The 17,727-nt window shown below is 47.8% G+C and carries 12 protein-coding genes; 7 read left to right on the top strand and 5 right to left on the bottom strand.

Annotated features, from left to right (window positions below; genetic code table 11):
- Positions 1-77 precede the first annotated feature (77 nt).
- Both QK890_RS04750 and QK890_RS04745 read left to right on the top strand, forming a co-directional pair.
- Positions 78-1,277, top strand: a complete 1,200-nt coding sequence (locus QK890_RS04750; RefSeq protein WP_005776370.1) for a pyridoxal phosphate-dependent aminotransferase — start codon at positions 78-80, stop codon at positions 1,275-1,277.
- 69 nt (positions 1,278-1,346) lie between these two features.
- Positions 1,347-2,591: an ABC transporter permease gene (locus QK890_RS04745; RefSeq protein ID WP_032531923.1), complete on the top strand. Its 1,245-nt coding sequence runs from the start codon at positions 1,347-1,349 to the stop codon at positions 2,589-2,591.
- Positions 2,592-2,596: 5 nt separating this feature from the next.
- Here the strand turns inward: QK890_RS04745 and QK890_RS04740 are convergent, their stop codons facing one another.
- From QK890_RS04740 to QK890_RS04725, 4 genes are all read right to left on the bottom strand, one after another.
- Positions 2,597-3,769 (bottom strand): glycosyltransferase, encoded by a 1,173-nt coding sequence (locus QK890_RS04740; protein ID WP_005809282.1) that lies wholly within the window; start codon positions 3,767-3,769, stop codon positions 2,597-2,599.
- A gap of 69 nt (positions 3,770-3,838) precedes the next feature.
- Positions 3,839-4,837, bottom strand: a complete 999-nt coding sequence (locus tag QK890_RS04735; protein WP_005809158.1) for an AI-2E family transporter — start codon at positions 4,835-4,837, stop codon at positions 3,839-3,841.
- 62 nt (positions 4,838-4,899) lie between these two features.
- The gene (locus QK890_RS04730; RefSeq protein WP_367627224.1) at positions 4,900-6,156 is read right to left on the bottom strand and encodes a PAS domain-containing sensor histidine kinase; all 1,257 of its coding nucleotides are present in this window, start codon (positions 6,154-6,156) and stop codon (positions 4,900-4,902) included.
- Between the two features lie 5 nt (positions 6,157-6,161).
- Positions 6,162-7,502: a sigma-54 dependent transcriptional regulator gene (locus tag QK890_RS04725; RefSeq protein ID WP_032531853.1), complete on the bottom strand. Its 1,341-nt coding sequence runs from the start codon at positions 7,500-7,502 to the stop codon at positions 6,162-6,164.
- 281 nt (positions 7,503-7,783) lie between these two features.
- Here QK890_RS04725 and QK890_RS04720 point away from each other — a divergent pair, with 281 nt between their 5' ends.
- From QK890_RS04720 to QK890_RS04700, 5 genes are all read left to right on the top strand, one after another.
- Complete coding sequence (locus QK890_RS04720) at positions 7,784-9,103, top strand: TolC family protein (protein WP_032531924.1); 1,320 nt, start codon at positions 7,784-7,786, stop codon at positions 9,101-9,103.
- 140 nt (positions 9,104-9,243) lie between these two features.
- Positions 9,244-10,491 carry an efflux RND transporter periplasmic adaptor subunit gene (locus tag QK890_RS04715; RefSeq protein ID WP_022013030.1) on the top strand — a complete coding sequence of 416 codons (1,248 nt, stop codon included), beginning with the start codon at positions 9,244-9,246 and terminating at the stop codon, positions 10,489-10,491.
- Between the two features lie 12 nt (positions 10,492-10,503).
- On the top strand, positions 10,504-12,909 hold the full coding sequence (locus tag QK890_RS04710; RefSeq protein ID WP_032539806.1) for an ABC transporter permease: 2,406 nt from the start codon (positions 10,504-10,506) through the stop codon (positions 12,907-12,909).
- Between the two features lie 21 nt (positions 12,910-12,930).
- Positions 12,931-13,647, top strand: a complete 717-nt coding sequence (locus QK890_RS04705; protein ID WP_032539805.1) for an ABC transporter ATP-binding protein — start codon at positions 12,931-12,933, stop codon at positions 13,645-13,647.
- On the top strand, positions 13,644-16,064 hold the full coding sequence (locus QK890_RS04700; protein ID WP_032531858.1) for an ABC transporter permease: 2,421 nt from the start codon (positions 13,644-13,646) through the stop codon (positions 16,062-16,064). Before QK890_RS04705 ends, QK890_RS04700 begins: the two co-directional genes overlap by 4 nt.
- Before the next feature lie 156 nt (positions 16,065-16,220).
- Here the strand turns inward: QK890_RS04700 and QK890_RS04695 are convergent, their stop codons facing one another.
- Complete coding sequence (locus tag QK890_RS04695) at positions 16,221-17,567, bottom strand: NAD(P)/FAD-dependent oxidoreductase (RefSeq protein ID WP_005776382.1); 1,347 nt, start codon at positions 17,565-17,567, stop codon at positions 16,221-16,223.
- Positions 17,568-17,727 lie beyond the last annotated feature (160 nt).

The following is a 17,727-nucleotide window of genomic DNA, read 5'->3' as shown; positions in this document are numbered from 1 at the left end:
TTTTATGTCTTTGTGTCCGATTTATTGTGTACATTTGCCGCTCATATTTATTAATTGACCATTTATAATTCAAGATTATGCCAACCATATCGATTCGCGGAACAGAGATGCCTGCATCTCCTATCAGAAAGCTGGCTCCCCTGGCAGATGCTGCCAAACAGCGGGGAATCCATGTATTTCACCTGAACATCGGACAGCCGGACCTGCCCACTCCTCAGGCCGCGATTGACGCGATACGCAACATCGACCGCAAGGTGCTTGAATATAGTCCCAGTGCCGGTTATCGTAGCTATCGCGAGAAATTAGTAGGATATTACGAGAAATTCAATATCAACCTGACAGCAGATGATATAATCATTACTACCGGAGGTTCCGAAGCTGTACTTTTCTCATTCATGTCGTGCCTTAATCCGGGAGACGAGATCATTGTTCCCGAACCTGCTTACGCCAACTATATGGCTTTTGCCATTTCGGCCGGAGCTAAAATACGCACCATTGCTACGACAATTGAGGAGGGGTTCTCTCTTCCGAAAGTAGAGAAATTTGAAGAGTTGATCAACGAACGTACCAAGGGTATCTTGATCTGTAATCCGAATAATCCGACCGGCTATCTGTATACCCGACGTGAGATGAACCAGATCCGTGACTTGGTGAAGAAGTATGATCTTTTCCTTTTCTCCGACGAAGTGTACCGTGAGTTTATCTATACCGGTTCCCCTTATATTTCGGCTTGCCATCTGGAAGGAATTGAGAATAACGTGGTACTGATTGACTCTGTTTCCAAGCGTTATTCGGAATGTGGTATCCGCATCGGTGCCTTGATAACCAAGAATAAAGAAGTGCGTGATGCAGTGATGAAGTTCTGTCAGGCACGTTTGAGTCCTCCGCTGATCGGACAGATTGCTGCCGAAGCCTCACTGGATGCTCCCGAAGAGTACTCACGCGAAACTTATGACGAATACGTTGAGCGCCGTAAATGTCTGATTGACGGTCTGAACCGTATACCGGGTGTTTATTCCCCCATTCCGATGGGAGCTTTTTATACAGTAGCCAAGTTACCGGTCGATGATTCGGATAAATTCTGTGCCTGGTGTCTGTCTGAGTTTGAGTATGAAGGACAGACAGTGTTTATGGCTCCGGCTTCCGGTTTCTATACTACTCCGGGCTCCGGAAAGAATGAAGTCCGTATTGCTTACGTATTGAAAAAGGAAGATTTAACCCGTGCGCTCTTTGTTCTGCAAAAAGCATTGGAGGCTTATCCGGGAAGAACAGAATAAGACCTGATGTCATCCATTCATTCACATAGTCAAAGCAACTCCGTTCCCTTTTCCAAAGAGAAGGGCAAGGTGAGGCTTTCCTATTTTCTTGCCCGTCGGATTTATCGTGATACGGACGGGGGGAAACAAGTTTCCCGTCCTGCTGTCCTGATTGCCATGATTGGCATTGCTATCGGCTTGGCGGTGATGATCATTGCCGTATCTGTAGTGATTGGTTTTAAGAGTGAGGTACGTAATAAAGTGATCGGCTTCGGCTCCCATATCCAAATCAGTAATTTTGATGCGGTAGGGTCCTACGAAACTCATCCGGTTGTGGTGGATGACAGTATGATGATCGCTCTTTCCGCCCGTCCGGAAGTGAAACATGTGCAGCGATATTCCACCAAACCGGGGATGATAAAGACAGATGACGCTTTTCAGGGCATGGTGCTCAAAGGTGTCGGTCCGGAGTTTGATCCTGCCTTTTTCCGCGACCATCTGGTAGAAGGAGAGATACCGGTCTTCAGTGATACGGCTTCCACCAATCAGGTGGTCATATCGAAAGCGATAGCTGACCGGCTGAAACTGAAACTGGGAGATAAAATATATGCCTATTTTATCCAGAAAGATGTGCGTGCCCGCCGATTGACGGTGAAAGGTATTTACCAAACGAACTTTTCTGAATATGATAATCTCTTTCTGCTGACTGACTTGTATTTGGTGAACCGTTTGAATAACTGGGCCCCCGGACAAGTGAGCGGAGCAGAGTTGCAGGTACGTGACTATGACAAACTGGAAGATATAACCTATGGTATAGCCGTTGATACGGACAATAAGCAAGATGTTTACGGGGGGACTTATTACGTACAGAGCATCGAACAAATGAATCCTCAGATATTTGCCTGGCTCGATCTGCTCGACCTGAATGTATGGGTCATTCTTATCCTGATGATTGGGGTAGCCGGCTTCACGATGATTTCCGGATTATTGATTATCATCCTTGAACGCACACAGATGATTGGTATCCTGAAGGCTTTGGGAGCCAATGATTTCACTATCCGTAAAGTATTTCTGTGGTTCTCTGTTTTTCTGATTGGGAAAGGGATGTTGTGGGGAAATGCAATTGGGATTACTTTCTGTGTTTTGCAGTCACAGTTGGGACTTTTTAAACTCGATCCCGAAACTTACTATGTAAGTATGGTGCCGGTTTCCATGAACATCTGGCTTTTCCTTCTGATCAATGCCGGCACCTTATTGGCTTCTGTATTAATGTTGGTCGGTCCCTCTTATTTGATTACCAAGATCAATCCAGCCAGTTCTATGCGGTACGAGTAGTCAAGTTATCTTCGCATAAAATCACCCTTTCTGCGATAGAGACGGTAGAGTCTGAACTTCAGGGATTGTAGCGGACGGATGATGTCGAAAACCGGTAGTGTAAAGTAGTAAGAGCGGTTGTCTCCCATCTCATTGGCTGTTTTGTTGATGACGTAGGCTTGCGCCGAATAACGTACGATCCATAACAATAGAGCCAGTCCCGCAGCCAGCCAGTGAAAAGAGAGGATACCGAATACGATTCCCGATAGGCAGGCGACATAAAACAATAGCCTCGTGGCGGTTTCCAACCCCAGTAACCAGCGTTGTGAACCTTTATAGAAGCGTGCGGTTGCCATATAGCTTACCTTTTCTTCTTTCCAGTCCTTATAGCGTTCCACAGGTTGCATCCGTATCACTGAATCCGGTGAGGTTTCCACCCGGGTATTGTTTTCATTGGCAATTTGGTTGATAAACAGGTCATCTTCTCCCCGCTGCATGTTCAAGTGGGTAGAAAATCCTTTGACTTTGAAGAACAATTCCTTGCGGTAGGCCAGGTTGCGCCCGATGCCCATGTACGGTTTACCCGCCAGGGCAAAACCCAGATAGCGAAGCGAGGTGAAAAGCGAGTCGAAAGATACCCGTTTGTGCAGCCATCCTTTTCCCCGTTCGTAACCGCTATATCCCAGTACGATGTCTGTACTCGGCGTGAAATTGCGTGCTATCCGTCGAAGCCACTTGTCACTGACCGGAGTGCAGTCGGCCTCGGTGAATACCAGCCAGTCATATTTACTGGCTTTAATGCCCAGCGTCAGTGCCAGTTTCTTCCGGCTGATGTACCGCGCGCTGTCCGGTGTGAAACTGTGATACAGGTTCGGGTATTCTTCTTCCAGCTCTGACAGGAGATCTTCGCTTTCGTCCGTAGAACCATCGTTGATGACGATTACTTCAAAGTCCGGATAATCCTGTTTCAGGATAGCGGGTAGGTTTCGGCGCAGGTTTTCCGATTCGTTGCGTGCACAGATGACTACAGACAGCGGGGGAAGTTCCCGTCCGAAGTGTACTTCATCTTTTCCAACAGCAAGGTTGTGGGTGTGTATCCGGTTATACAGTCCGAGATAGTAGATAAGTTGAACGATCAAAAGAACGCCTGCGGCTGATAGCAGTATCAGTTCGGCCGTATTGAATGTGAATGCTTCCATTGAATCTTACAAGATGTTTACGTCACAAAAGTACATAATTTTTCAGAGATTAGGTGATTTGTTTCTTTCTTATTTCTTATTGTCCAGATATTCCTTTTTGAACATATCGACAAATAACAAGAACAGCGATAATATAAGCGGTCCGAAGATGACTCCCATGAATCCGAACAACGGTAATCCGATGACTACACCGAAGATTGTAATAAGCGGATGGGTGTCTGCCATTTTCTTCTGTAAGATAAAGCGTATCAGGTTGTCACATTGCGAAACGACAATTCCTCCGTAAGCTGCCAGTCCGATGGCGTTTGCCCATTCACCGGTCAGTGCAAGGTAGGCAGCCACCGGAAACCAGACGAGAGCAGTCCCCACCATCGGGATGATTGTAGCAAAACAAGTCAGAACACCCACTAACCAGGCATTCGGTGCTCCGAAGATAAAGTAGCCGATCAGTGCGACTCCTCCCTGAATAACGGCAAGTAAGGGAATGCCGATGGCATTGGAGCGGACAATCATGTTGATATTGTGTGTTACCTCCCGGGTGTTTTTCTCATTGAAAGGTAGGATGTCGTCAATGTAGGACTCCATTTTGGTTCCTCCTATCAGCATGAAATAAAGTACAAAGACCAGAACAAACAGGTTGATTGCAAAGCTGCTGATACCTCCCATGACTGCCTGTCCTATTTTGGGGAGCAGAGAAACGATGAACGAAAGTGTGTCACTGCCCAGTACGTCATATCCTGTTTTCGCCTTGATGATCCCTGCCAATTCTTCAACAGGGGCAATAATGGCCTGTGGGTCCAGATTGATGTCCTGCAACTTGTTGACCAGCATCCATACAATCAGAGAAATAGGTACCAGGAAGCACAGGATGGCTTCACCTGTAATCAGCAGGGCTGCGAAACTTCGTTTCATTCGTGCACCGAGATACATCATTTGTCGCCGGACCAGGATATAGATGGTGAGTGCTCCCAATAATCCGCCGAGAAAAGGGGTAATTTGCCGGAACAAGATGATGCCCAGTCCGATGATGATGATAATCAAAGAATATTTCCAATATTTTTCTTTCATAATAAATAAAAAGGAGAGTAGAGATTCCTCTCTATTTATAACATTACACCTACTAAAATGTTTCAGTCCTGAGGCAGGTCGATACTGAAAATTGTTTGTCCCGGACGACTCTTACGGATCGATAAGTGTCCGTCATGTTGTCGGATGATCTGCTTGCAGAGACTGAGTCCTATTCCGCTTCCTTCCGCTTTTGTGGTAAAGAAAGGAATGAAGATCTGCTCACGTATCTCTTCCGGGATGCCGGGACCATTGTCTTCTATTTCTATCAGCAGACGGTCTGCCTGTTGCAGGCGGAGGATGATTCTGCCTTCCGTCTGTCCTTCGAGAGCCTGCATCGCATTCTTCAGTAAGTTGAGGAATACTTGTGACAGCTGGTTTGCGTCGCCGGCGGTTTCTATCGAATCCGGTGTGGATTGTAACACGAAGTGAATGCCACGTTCGCGGAAATCACTTTGCAACAGTTCTTCCAGATTGCGCAACATATCGGTCAGTGAGAAACGTTTCTTTTCCGGGTGAGGGAGGTAGGACAGATGCCGGAATGATTCCGTGAATTCCATCAGCCGTTCGCTTTGCGTTTGGATAATCCGTAGTCCGCGGGCTGACTTTTCGTTGATATCCGGATATGCGGATAAGGTTTGTGAGAGTGAAATGATCGGTGCAATCGTGTTCATGATTTCATGGGTCAGCACATGTGTCAGTTTGCTCCACGATTCACTCTCCTTATCACTCAGCTCGTCACCGATATCTTTGATGGATAAGATGGTTATGGTTTCACCTTCCAGGATCATCTCTTTTCGGGATATGCTGAGGCTGTCGCGAATGCCGGTTGCATTCAGCAGTTGTGCCAGTTGCATTTCGGTGTAAAGACGGTTGCACTTCAGCAGAGAGAAGGCAGCACTGTTGGCAGTGATGATTCGGCCCGAAGCATCCCAGGCAAGCACGCCGCTGGGCACTTCTTCAAGTAACGACCGGTAGAAGTGCTCCTGTTTCTGGTTTTCGCCTTTGGTACGGGCAAGCAGGTCATTGAGCCGGTTGAGCGAACGGTTCAGTTGTTCCTGTTCTTTGCTGACATTCACTTCCGGAAAGTAGAACATATTGTCTTTATCCTGCACTGCATCGAAGAACAATTTGATTTTTCGGTTGAATGTATTTAGCCGCCGGGTCAGTGCACCGATCTGAAAAAGAGAACATAGCAACAATATACTGCCGATGATGTATCCGGTGCCGGATAAGATCAGCCATAGTCCGGCACCTGCCATAGCGAGTATCAGTACGATGTGGAGCAGTATAATGAAATAGATGCGTCGGCTGAATATCATCGGGGTCAGAGTTTGAATCGTTTGAGCTTGTTATACAACGTTTGCCGGCTCACGCCCAGTTGCTCGGCAGCGGCAGTCAGGTTACCGTTGTTTTGCAGGATGGCAGTTTCGATGGCTTGCCGTTCCACCTCTTCCAGATTGGGAACGGTGACTGCTGCCTGTGGCTGCCAGGTCTGTTTCACCAAGATATCTTTAGGGCGGATCACGCTGCCCTCACACAAGATGACCGCTTTCTCGATGGTATGCTGCAACTCCCGGATATTGCCCGGCCAGTGATACCCGCGCAGTTTTTCAACAGTCTGTTCGTGCATCCGTATTTCCTGACGTTGATATTTGGAAGCGAATTTACGTAAGAAACCGTCGATAAAGAGCAAAATGTCGTCTCCCCGCTCACGCAAGGGAGGCAGTTCCAGGTGGATGGTGTTGATGCGGTAGAACAAGTCTTCACGAAACATCCCCTCTTTTACCATTGCGGGTATGTCCTTGTTTGTTGCCGAAATCAGGCGGATATCTACCGGGATCACTTTGTTGCTTCCCAACCGCATCACATTGCGGCTTTGGAGTACCGTGAGCAACTTGGCCTGGAGCGACAGGGGCAGGTTGCCTATTTCGTCCATAAACAGTGAACTTCCGTCGGCGGCCTCAAACTTTCCCCGGCGGCTTTCGTAAGCATCGGTGAAAGCCCCCCGTTCGTGCCCGAACAGTTCACTCTCGAACAGTGATTCGCTGATCGCTCCCATGTCTACGTTCAGCATCGGGCGTGCACCGCGAGGTGAAAGGCGGTGAATCTCCCGTGCCAATATCTCTTTACCGGTTCCGTTTTCTCCTGTTATCAGGATGTTGGCATCTGTCCGTGCCACTTTAGATACTACTTTCATCAGTTGCAGCATGGCAGGCGAATGTCCAACCAGCATTTCGAACCCTTCTTTTTTGTTTTCCTTTGTCTGCCGTTCCGAAGGTTTCATGTTATTGCGGTAGGCTTCCGTCACTTTATCGATCAGGGCCTGATTATCCCATGGCTTCAGGAGGAAGTCGGCAGCTCCGTTTTTGAGTGCTTTTACGGCAAGTTCCACGTCTCCGTAAGCAGTCAGCATCACTACGGGCAGGGTAGGAGCCATCTTCCGGATATGTCCCAGCCAATACAGCCCTTCGTTGCCATTATTGATGCCTGCCGAGAAGTTCATATCCAGGATGACCACGTCGATGCGGTGGGTCGTCAGCAGGGCAGTGATCTGATTCGGGTTCGAAGCCGTCAGTATCTTGCAGAAGTAGTTTTCAAGCAAAAGTTCGAGTGAAGCCAACACCCCTTTGTTATCGTCTACAATCAGAATAGTTCCCGTGTTCATGATATCTCCTTTTGATTCGCTTCCTGTTTTTAAGTTCGTGGTAAAGATATTTGTTTTTGTAACTCCCTGCAAGAGAGTGTCCAATAATTAGACGTTTTCGAATTGAGAATTTATATGGGAAGGGGATGTGGGGACAAATCCGGGGAATGTTGACGTCAACCGTCCAATATCTGTACGCAGTAGCGTCCAAATATTGGACGGTATCTTTTTATTGATAAGTCTATGTGGTTGAATTTTAGTTGTTTATTCTTTTTGGCACACTCTTTGCCCAGATGGTTTATATGAAACATCTTATATCACTTTGTACTTTATTTCTTTTTTCCGCTCTTTTGTCTGCACAGACAGAGAGATCGCTCGACGAATGTATTCGTATCGCATGGAAACAGAATCCGTCTTTGCGGAATAGCGAGATAGATATCAAGGAAAACCGGATGAACTATATCTCTGCCGTGGGAAGTTTCCTTCCCCGCGTCAGTGTATCGGCCGAAGCCGGACGAAACTTCGGACATTCCATCGATCCGAGCACCAACGGATACACCAATAATACGTTCGATGAAGGAACCGTGGGGCTGGACATGACGCTTTCCCTTTTCGAAGGTTTCACCCGCATCAACCGGGTACGTTTTGAGAAGATGAACCGCAGCCGGAGTGAATGGGCTTTGAAGGAACGGCGCAACGAACTTGCTTGCCGGGTGACGGATGCCTATTATAAACTCCTGCTTGAAGAGCGGATGCTCGATCTGGCTTTTGAGCAGAGCCGGCTAAGCGAACGTTATCTCAAACAAACCGAAGCTTTTGTAGAACTGGGTTTGAAGTCGGTTTCCGACTTACAGGAAGTCAAAGCCCGTCGCGAGGGTGATATTTACCGTTACCAGGTGCGTGAGAACGGTTGTCGCCTGGCATTGCTCCAACTGAAACAATTGTTGAACCTGCATGCCGGGGATACGTTGGTACTTCAGGATACAATCAACTACGAATCTCTTCCGCCTTGTTCGCTGCCCCAGACAGATGAGCTCTATATGCAATCTCTGGTAGCAATGCCTTCGATGCGGATGATGGAACTCAGGCAGCGGGCCGCCCGTAAAGAGTATGCCATGGCGGGCGGTAAGTTCTCGCCGACGGTTTTTGCCCGTTTCTCAATGGCCTCCCGTTATCTCGACGGTTTTTCTACCAAACAGCTGAACGACAATTTAGGAAAGTATATCGGTGTCGGCATTTCCATCCCTTTATTGAGCGGGTTGGAACGACTGACCACCCTGCGCAAACACAAGTTGAATATATTCCGTCTCCGGAATGAGGAAGAACTTCAAAAACAACAACTCTATACAGAGGTGGAGGAAACGGTTCTTTCTCTCCGTTCCGGATATGATGAATTCCGGCAGGTATTGCAGCAGTTCAGGGCCGAAGAACTGGTACTGAAAGAATCCGAACGGAAATGGGAAGAGGGGCTTATCTCCGTATTCCAGCTGATGGAAGCTCGCAATCGTTTTATCTCTGCCAAGGCCGAGTTGACCCGGGTGCGCTTACAGGTGGATATGACCCGGAAGATGGAAACTTATTATCGGACGGGAAGCTTTTGTACGTTGCCCGGTGAGAAGTGATATACGGGGTATGTGACCGGTGCATCACGAGTTGTGCAACTGGTGCGCGACGGGTTGCACAACTGGTACATCGTTCCTTTACGACCTGACGGTATAACCTTATAAACAAACGTGAATCATACATAAAACAATAACTATCTATGGATACAATGATCGAACGGAAGCCCGGAATGAAGCGAAAACATTATTATGCTATTGCCGGAGCCGTGGCACTGGTGGGACTTATCTTTTATTTTATTTTCAGGGACACTTCCTCTTCTATGAGTGTAGAAAAAGACCGGCTGACCATTGCTACTGTTACCCGCGGAGAGTTCAGTGATTACATCCGGGTCATCGGACAAGTGATGCCCAACCGCATCATTTATATGGATGCGGTAGAGGGAGGCCGTGTCGAGGAGCGGCTGAAAGAAGAGGGGGCCATCGTCAAAGCAGGCGACGTCATTCTCCGTCTCAGCAATCCGCTCCTGAACATCGGGATCATGCAGAGCGAAGCCGATCTCGCCTATCAGGAAAACGAGTTGCGCAACACCCGCATCAGTATGGAACAGGAGCACCTGCGGCTGAAGCAGGAGCGCATCGGGCTGAGTAAGGAACTGGCTGTGAAGAAGCGTCGTTACGACCAGTACAGCCGTCTTATCAAAGAGCAACTGATAGCACAGGAAGACTTCCGGTTGGCACGTGAAGAGTATGAGGCGGCACGGGCACAACTGGATGTTGTGGACGAACGTATCCGTCAGGACAATATTTTCAGGGAGAGTCAGGTTCATAGTCTCGATGAAAACATCCGTAATATGAAGCGCAGTCTTGCCCTGGTACGTGAACGGGTGGAAAACCTGAAAGTAAAAGCTCCCATAGACGGACAGGTGGGGAACCTCGATGCTCAGATCGGCCAGTCCATTGCTGCCGGCGAGCATATCGGACAGATCATTACACCCGATTTGAAAGTGCAGGCACAGATTGATGAGCATTATGTGGAACGGGTGGTTCCCGGACTTCCGGCTGATTTTACCCGTGACGGAGGAAACTATAAACTCGAGGTGACCAAACCCTATCCCGAGGTAAAGGAGGGCCAGTTCCGCACCGACCTTCAATTTACTTCCGGACGTCCCGAGAACATCCGTGCCGGACAGACTTATCACATCAATCTCCAGTTGGGAGATCCTGCCCAGGCCATTCTTGTTCCTCGTGGCGGATTCTTTCAAATAACCGGGGGCCGCTGGATGTATGTTGTTGACGAAAGTGGTAAATTTGCCACGCGCCGTCCCATCCGGATCGGACGGCAGAACCCGCAATATTATGAAGTGACCGAGGGATTGAAACCGGGTGACCGGGTGATTGTATCCGGATATGAATTGTTTGGGGATAACGAGAAACTTATATTGAAATAAGAACCGAATACTATGAACTACATTTCGCAAGTGATACGAAGCCAGCGGGTTAAAAAGTCTCTGACGCTGATAAACATAACAGGGTTGTCGGTCTGCATTGCGGCGGCACTTCTTATTATGCTTTATGTCTGGTCGGAGTTAAGTTATGATTCATTTCATGATACCGACCGTGTGTATCGTGTTGAAAGCAGACTGTATGAGGGCGAGATGCTGACGGATAATTGGGCGACTACGGCTTATGGGCATGCTCCTGCCATGAACAGGGAAATAGCGGGAATTGAGAAGTACGTCCGTGTTACGGCTCAGGATCGCGAGCAGGTGGTGAATTACTTCGACAGGAGATTTGCCGAGGAACATTACTGCTATACCGAGCCTGCCTTTTTCGAAATATTCAACTTCCCCATAGTTAAAGGAGAAAAGACCGGGCAACTGGTACGCCCTAATACGGTGGTACTGACTGAAAGCGCTGCAAGCCGCTATTTTGGTGAAGAAGACCCGATAGGCAAGATACTGACCTTCAGTACCTCTTCATCACAGCAAAACTTTGAAGTAACGGGCATTATTGCCGATATGCCTGTCCGTTCGCACCTGCGCTACGATTTCCTGCTTTCCTACAATACGATTCCCAAGGAACGGCAGGACATCTGGTACATTCACGGTGTATATACTTACGTCCGCCTGATGCCCGGAAAGACTCCGGGAGAAATTGAACAGGCTTTCCGTGACATATCCGACAAGTACAAGACTGATGCACTGAAACATAAAACCTGGGCTGTAGAACTGATCCCGTTGAAAGACATTCACCTTACTCCTCAAAAAGCATACGAGAAAGAGGTGAAAGGAAGCCGGACGGCGGTTCTTATTTTGTTCGTAATGTCCGCCATTCTGCTGCTGATAGGTTGGGCAAATGCCTTGAACCTGACCGTAGCCCGCTTTTTGGAGCGTGGACGGGAGTTCGGGCTCCGTAAAGCTTTTGGTGCTTCGCGCCGTCAGATTATTATCCAGGGACTTCTTGAGTCCGGTTTCATGAACTTGCTGGCTACGTTGATAGCTTTCGGCTGGCTGGAACTCCTCTTGCCTCTTGTCTATCGCTGGGCAGGGCAAAGCTTCGGGACAGACATACTTATGCAACCCGCTTTCTGGGGGATTGTAGCCGGAGTGGTTATCATCGGTACGTTGGTTGTAGGGCTTTATCCTTCCTGGCTGATGGTCACTATCCGTCCGTCGGAGATTATGCGCGGTAAACTGTTGCACGGAAAGAGAGGCAACCGGATCAGAAAGGCGTTGATTGTTGTTCAGTTCCTGGCTTCTTTTGTTCTGATTGCAGGTACGTTTACTGTGTTTCAACAGGTCCGTTACATGCAGCGTGAGGCCGAATCGGATCTGAATACCCGCATTCTGGTCATTAAATATCCTTCGTTCACCGAGGGACTGTCGCTGCGCATGGAGAGTTTCACCAAACGTTTGAAGCAACGGGCGGATGTAAGTCACGTGACAGTTTCGGGAGCTGTTCCCGGTGTGGAAGTTGCCAACTATTTTACCAATCGGCCGTATGGAAGTGATCCCTCACAAGTAAAATTGATACAGATGTTTTCTGTAGACTACGACTATTTGTCTGCCTATATGCCTCGTATGATTTGCGGACGAAGTTTTTCCGAAGATTATGGTGGCGATCTTAACCGGGTGGTGCTTAACGAAGAAGCTGTCAGGCTGTTGGGCTACGAATCGGCAGAAGCGGCGTTGGGGCAACAACTTAAAATGGAAGTGGTTAGTGACCCGCTTGAGATAATAGGAGTGGTGGAGAACTACCACCAGCAATCGCTTGCCGTGGCTTACAAGCCTATCATTTTCTTTTTGAAAGAGCGTGTTCCTTTTATTGCAACGCCTTATATTTCTGTCTGTCTGAAAGGAAAGGGGGATGCCGGCGTCTTGACGGAAATTGAACAGATGTATCGTGAATACTTCCCGACTTCTTTATTTTCTTATTTCTTTTTGAATGATTTTAATGAATTCCTATACAAATCCGATCGTAATTTTGGCTGGATATTTGCCAGCGCCTCATTGCTTGCCGTATTTGTTGCTTGCCTTGGATTGTGGATTGTAACCCTGTTTTCCACCTTGTCACGTTTGAAGGAGGTGGGTATCCGCAAAGTGCTCGGCGCAAATAAAACCAGCCTGTTCTTTGTCCTGACCAAAGAACTGTTGTTGCTTACCGTATTGGCATCTGCAATCGGTATTCCTGTATCGGCAGTGCTGATGAATGCTTGGCTGGAAACGTACGCTTTCCACATTTCGCTGTCCTGGTGGATATATGCAGCCACTTTTGTACTGCTGATGCTGATAGCCTTTCTCACTGTGTTCCAACAGGTATGGCGTACCATCCGCCAGAAACCTATGCGCATTTTAAAATATGAATAACTAATATAATATATAACAATTATGATTAAAACAGAAAAACTGTCTATGCTTTTCACCACCGAGGAGGTGCAGACCAAAGCGTTGAATGAAGTGAGTATGCAAGTGGAGCGGGGAGAATTTGTAGCTATCATGGGCCCTTCCGGGTGTGGCAAGTCTACTCTGCTGAATATCCTGGGTACACTCGATTCACCCACTTCCGGCTCTTACTTCTTCGAAGGCAAACAGGTGGATAAGATGAACGAGAACCAACTGACGGCTCTGCGTAAGGGAAATCTGGGATTTATTTTCCAGAGTTTCAACCTGATTGACGAACTGACCGTATACGAGAATGTGGAGCTTCCTCTGGTATATCTGGGCATGAAACCTGCCATACGGAAAGAAAAGGTGAAACAGGTACTTGAGAAAGTAAATTTGTTGCACCGTGCCAATCATTTTCCGCAACAGCTTTCCGGTGGACAACAACAGCGCGTCGCCATAGCCCGTGCCGTGGTGACGGACTGTAAATTGTTGCTTGCCGATGAACCGACCGGAAACCTCGACTCGGTAAACGGTGTGGAAGTGATGGAGCTACTACGGGAACTGAACCGTCAGGGGACTACCATCATCATCGTTACTCACTCGCAGCGTGATGCGACTTATGCCCACCGGATTATCCGCCTGCTCGATGGGAAGATCGTAGCCGAGAATATCAACCGTCCGCTGGACGAAACTTCCGGGACTAATACAGAGAGCGTATGATAGGGAATTATTGGAATAGTGCCTATCGTAACCTGATGAAACGGAAAGGATTCAGTTTCATCAATGTTTTCGGATTGGCAGTCGGCATGGCATCTGCCTTGCTGATATTGACTTATGTCACTTTTGAGTTCAGTTTCGACAAGATGCACGAGAAGTACGAACGCATTTTCCGTGTGGAAAGCACTTTCTATGAAGGCGAAGTACAGACCGACTATTGGGCCAGCAGTTCGTTTGGTTATGGTTCGGCCATGAAAGAGAATCTGGCCGGAATTGAAGACTATACGCGGGTGGTTTCCTTGTATCAGCCGGAACAGATTGTGAAGTATGGTGAACTTACTTTACGTGAAAACCAGATTGCTTATGCCGATCCCGGCTTCTTCCGTTTGTTCGACTTTGAGTTGGTGAAGGGAGATAAGGCCACTTGCCTCTCCATGCCCCGGCAGGTGGTCATCACCGAACGGATTGCCCGTAAATATTTTCAGGATGAAGATCCCATCGGTAAGATACTTATCTTTACTGGACCTTATGACAAGGTGGTTTGCGAAGTGACCGGTGTTATGAAAGAGATGCCTTCCAATTCACATGTCCATTACAATTTCCTGATTTCCTATAAATCGCTCGGACAGTATTTGCATGATTATTGGTATAAGCACGAGGTTTATACTTACGTATTACTCGATTCTCCCGAAAGGAAGGCAGAAATAGAAGAAGCGTTTCCGGCAATGGCGGAGAAATATAAGACGGACGAGGCTCTGAAGAACAAAATCTGGGGCGTTTCACTGACTCCATTGGCCGATATCCATCTCAAACCCCAAGTGGGATACGAGGCCGAGATCAAGGGAAACCGCACGGCGATGATTGCCCTGATCTTTGCTGCCATAGCCATTCTGGCAATTGCCTGGATCAATTATATCAACCTGACCGTAGCCCGTTCGATGGAACGTGCCAAGGAAGTAGGGGTACGCCGGGTGATAGGAGCTTTCCGCAAACAGCTTATTTCACAGTTCTTATTTGAGGCTTTGGTGATGAACTTGGTTGCTTTTGTGCTGGCTGTGGGGCTGATTGAACTGGTTCTCCCGTATTTCAATCAGTTGGTAAGTCGTACGGTTACCTTCTCTGTTTGGTTGACCGGATATTGGTGGCTGTTACTGTTGTTCGTGTTAGTTGGCGGTATTTTCCTTTCCGGTTACTATCCTGCACTGGCACTGCTGAATCGTAAACCGATTACGTTGCTGAAGGGAAAGTTCCTCAACAGTAAATCGGGAGAAGGCACTCGCAAAGTGCTCGTGGTTGTTCAGTATACAGCTTCCATGATTTTGTTGTGCGGTACATTGATTGTGTTTGCGCAGTTGAACTTCATGCGCAGTCAGTCGTTGGGAGTGAAGACGGACCAGACCCTGGTGGTGAAATTCCCCGGACGGACCGAAGGGATGAATACCAAACTCGAAGCCATGAAGAAAGCTATTGCCCGTCTGCCTTTGGTGGATAAAGTCACTTTTTCCGGTGCGGTTCCGGGTGAGGAGGTGGCTACCTTCTTATCCAATCGCCGGAAAAGCGACGCTTTGAAGCAAAACCGGCTCTATGAAATGCTGGTGTGTGACCCGGACTACATCGATGCTTACGGACTTCAGCTTGTGGCTGGACGCGGGTTCTCCGAGGATTATGGAGACGACGTGAATAAGTTGGTGGTCAACGAGTCTGCTGTCCGTAACTTAGGACTTGCTTCTAACGAAGAGGCTCTCGGCGAAGAGATAGAGGTGGAGTGTACCGATGCTCCGATGCAGATCATCGGCGTGGTGAAGGATTATCACCAGCAGGCACTCAATAAAAACTATACGCCGATTATGTTGATTCATAAAGATAAAATCGACTGGTTGCCGCAGCGGTATATCTCTGTTGTGATGAAGTCCGGCGACCCGAAAGAGCTGGTGTCACAGGTTGAGGAGATCTGGCATCGCTATTTCGAAGATTCCAGTTACGACTTCTTCTTTCTCGACCAGTTCTTCGATCATCAGTATCGGCAGGACGAGGTGTTCGGTGTCATGATCGGCTGTTTTACAGGTCTGGCTATTTTCATCTCTTGTCTGGGATTGTGGGTACTGGTAATGTTTTCGTGCTCGACGCGTACCAAGGAGATGGGGATCCGGAAAGTATTGGGGGCTGCCCGTTGGAATCTGTTCTATCAACTGGGTAAAGGCTTCTTCCAATTGATCCTGGTAGCAGTAGTCATTGCGCTGCCCGTCGCCTGGTTCAGCATGAATGCCTGGTTGAGTCATTATGCTTTCCGCACGGACTTGAAAGCATGGTTCTTTATAATTCCGGTAGTGTTGATGCTGCTGATTTCGTTTGTGACAGTAGCCTGCCAGACAGTGAAGATCATAGTGGGAAAACCGGCACGGTCATTACGATATGAGTAACCTGACGGAATAGATACGAATACAATTCACCACAGGTACACGGAGTACACAGAGTTTTTAATCTCTGTGTACTCCGTGTACTCTGTAGTGGATTAAAAGTCATTGCAAAATCAGTTGGTTTAATTTCTCTGATTCCTGAGCGGAGCGATAATTCCTTTATGGCTGTGTATGGTTCTCTTCACCCCAATGCGTTTTCGCTTCCAGTTCTTCACGGTCACGCACCTCTTTTGCTTTCTTTGCATAAACAATCATTCGCAGAGACTGGTCGTAAGTGAAGTAATTCCATATCCAGTTGAGCAATACGTTTGCTTTGTTTCGCACTCCCAGGATGGAACGTAAGTGAACAACCAACCACATCACCCAGGCCAGCCATCCGGCGGTTTTGAAACTGCTGAACTCTGCTACGGCACGGTTGCGTCCTACGGTTGCCATCGATCCCAGGTTGCGGTAATGGAACGGTTGCATCGGTTTTCCTTTTTCCAGTCTTTGCAGGTTTTTGGCAAGCAGCTCTCCTTGTTGGATGGCTACTTGTGCCAGTTGCGGGTGTCCGTTGGGATAGTTCTTGTCCGTGGTCTGGATACACTGGTCGCCGATTGCGAAAATATGCTCAGTTCCCTGTACACGGTTAAATTCGTCTACCTTGATTCTTCTTCCCCGTCCCAGTAACTCTCCGCTGATATTGCCAAAGGTGATGGCTGCCACACCACTCACCCAGATGAAGGTGCGTGTGGCTATCTCTGTCCCGTCTTCCAACACCACTTTATGATCTTTGTAGTCCGTCACCCGCTTGTTCAGCAGGATGTTGACTCCCATTTCGCGTAGGAACTGTTCGGCATGACGCGATGAATCTTCGGACATTCCGGCCAACAGTCTGTCTCCTGCTTCAATCAGATAGACGTGCATCAGGCTGCTGGGCATATCCGGATAATCATTGGGGAGTACGAACTTTTTCATTTCCGAAAGTACTCCGGCTATCTCCACTCCGGTGGCTCCCCCGCCCACTACGACAACATTAAGCAACTCCTGTCGCTCACGTTCTGTGGCGCAGGTGATTGACCGTTCAAAGTTTGCCAGCAGAGCATTTCTCAATCCCATGGCTTCCGAAACGGTTTTCATAGGCATGGCTTCTTCTTCGATGTGTTCGTTGCCGAAGAAGTTCGAAGTAGTGCCGGCTGCCAATACCAGATAATCATATTCTGCTTTACCGATGGAAGTCTGGATCATCTTTTTCTCGGGGAAAATGGCCCGTACCTCTGCCATGCGGAAGTAAAAGTCTTTTCGCTTTTGAAAAATCTTCCGGAAAGGGAAGGAGATAGAGCTGGGTTCAAGTCCGGCGGATGCGACCTGATAAATCAGGGGAGGAAACTGATGATAATTGTTCTTGTCTACTAAAACAACCTGAAAGCCAGATTTCTTTAGCTTGTTGGCCAACTTGAGACCACCGAAGCCACCACCTACGATGATGACACGCTTCTTGTCGTTTTTTACAATGTTGAAACTCATACTGAAAACTTCTATTTAACCTGATGTGTCTAAAAACTAATGTCATGAAATAAACATTTATCATCGGTATAAAGTTTCCGTAAACAGCAATTAAAATACTTGTTATCATCACAGGTTAAGAGATTACACAAAGATATAACAGCCGGAGTTGCTTATCCTT

It is taken from the genome of Bacteroides sp. NGMCC 1.200775 (assembly GCF_040798045.1).
Taxonomy (GTDB): Bacteria; Bacteroidota; Bacteroidia; order Bacteroidales; family Bacteroidaceae; genus Bacteroides; species Bacteroides hominis.
Note: the sequence above shows the minus strand (reverse complement) of the source record. Positions and strands in the feature narration are given on the sequence as shown.

Coding starts and splice junctions, on each gene's coding strand:
- QK890_RS04750 (WP_005776370.1), top strand. CDS start 78: ATGCCAACCATATCGATTCGCGGAACAGAGATGCCTGCATCTCCTATC.
- QK890_RS04740 (WP_005809282.1), bottom strand. CDS start 3,769: ATGGAAGCATTCACATTCAATACGGCCGAACTGATACTGCTATCAGCC.
- QK890_RS04735 (WP_005809158.1), bottom strand. CDS start 4,837: ATGAAAGAAAAATATTGGAAATATTCTTTGATTATCATCATCATCGGA.
- QK890_RS04730 (WP_367627224.1), bottom strand. CDS start 6,156: ATGATATTCAGCCGACGCATCTATTTCATTATACTGCTCCACATCGTA.
- QK890_RS04725 (WP_032531853.1), bottom strand. CDS start 7,502: ATGAACACGGGAACTATTCTGATTGTAGACGATAACAAAGGGGTGTTG.
- QK890_RS04720 (WP_032531924.1), top strand. CDS start 7,784: ATGAAACATCTTATATCACTTTGTACTTTATTTCTTTTTTCCGCTCTT.
- QK890_RS04715 (WP_022013030.1), top strand. CDS start 9,244: ATGGATACAATGATCGAACGGAAGCCCGGAATGAAGCGAAAACATTAT.
- QK890_RS04710 (WP_032539806.1), top strand. CDS start 10,504: ATGAACTACATTTCGCAAGTGATACGAAGCCAGCGGGTTAAAAAGTCT.
- QK890_RS04705 (WP_032539805.1), top strand. CDS start 12,931: ATGATTAAAACAGAAAAACTGTCTATGCTTTTCACCACCGAGGAGGTG.
- QK890_RS04700 (WP_032531858.1), top strand. CDS start 13,644: ATGATAGGGAATTATTGGAATAGTGCCTATCGTAACCTGATGAAACGG.
- QK890_RS04695 (WP_005776382.1), bottom strand. CDS start 17,567: ATGAGTTTCAACATTGTAAAAAACGACAAGAAGCGTGTCATCATCGTA.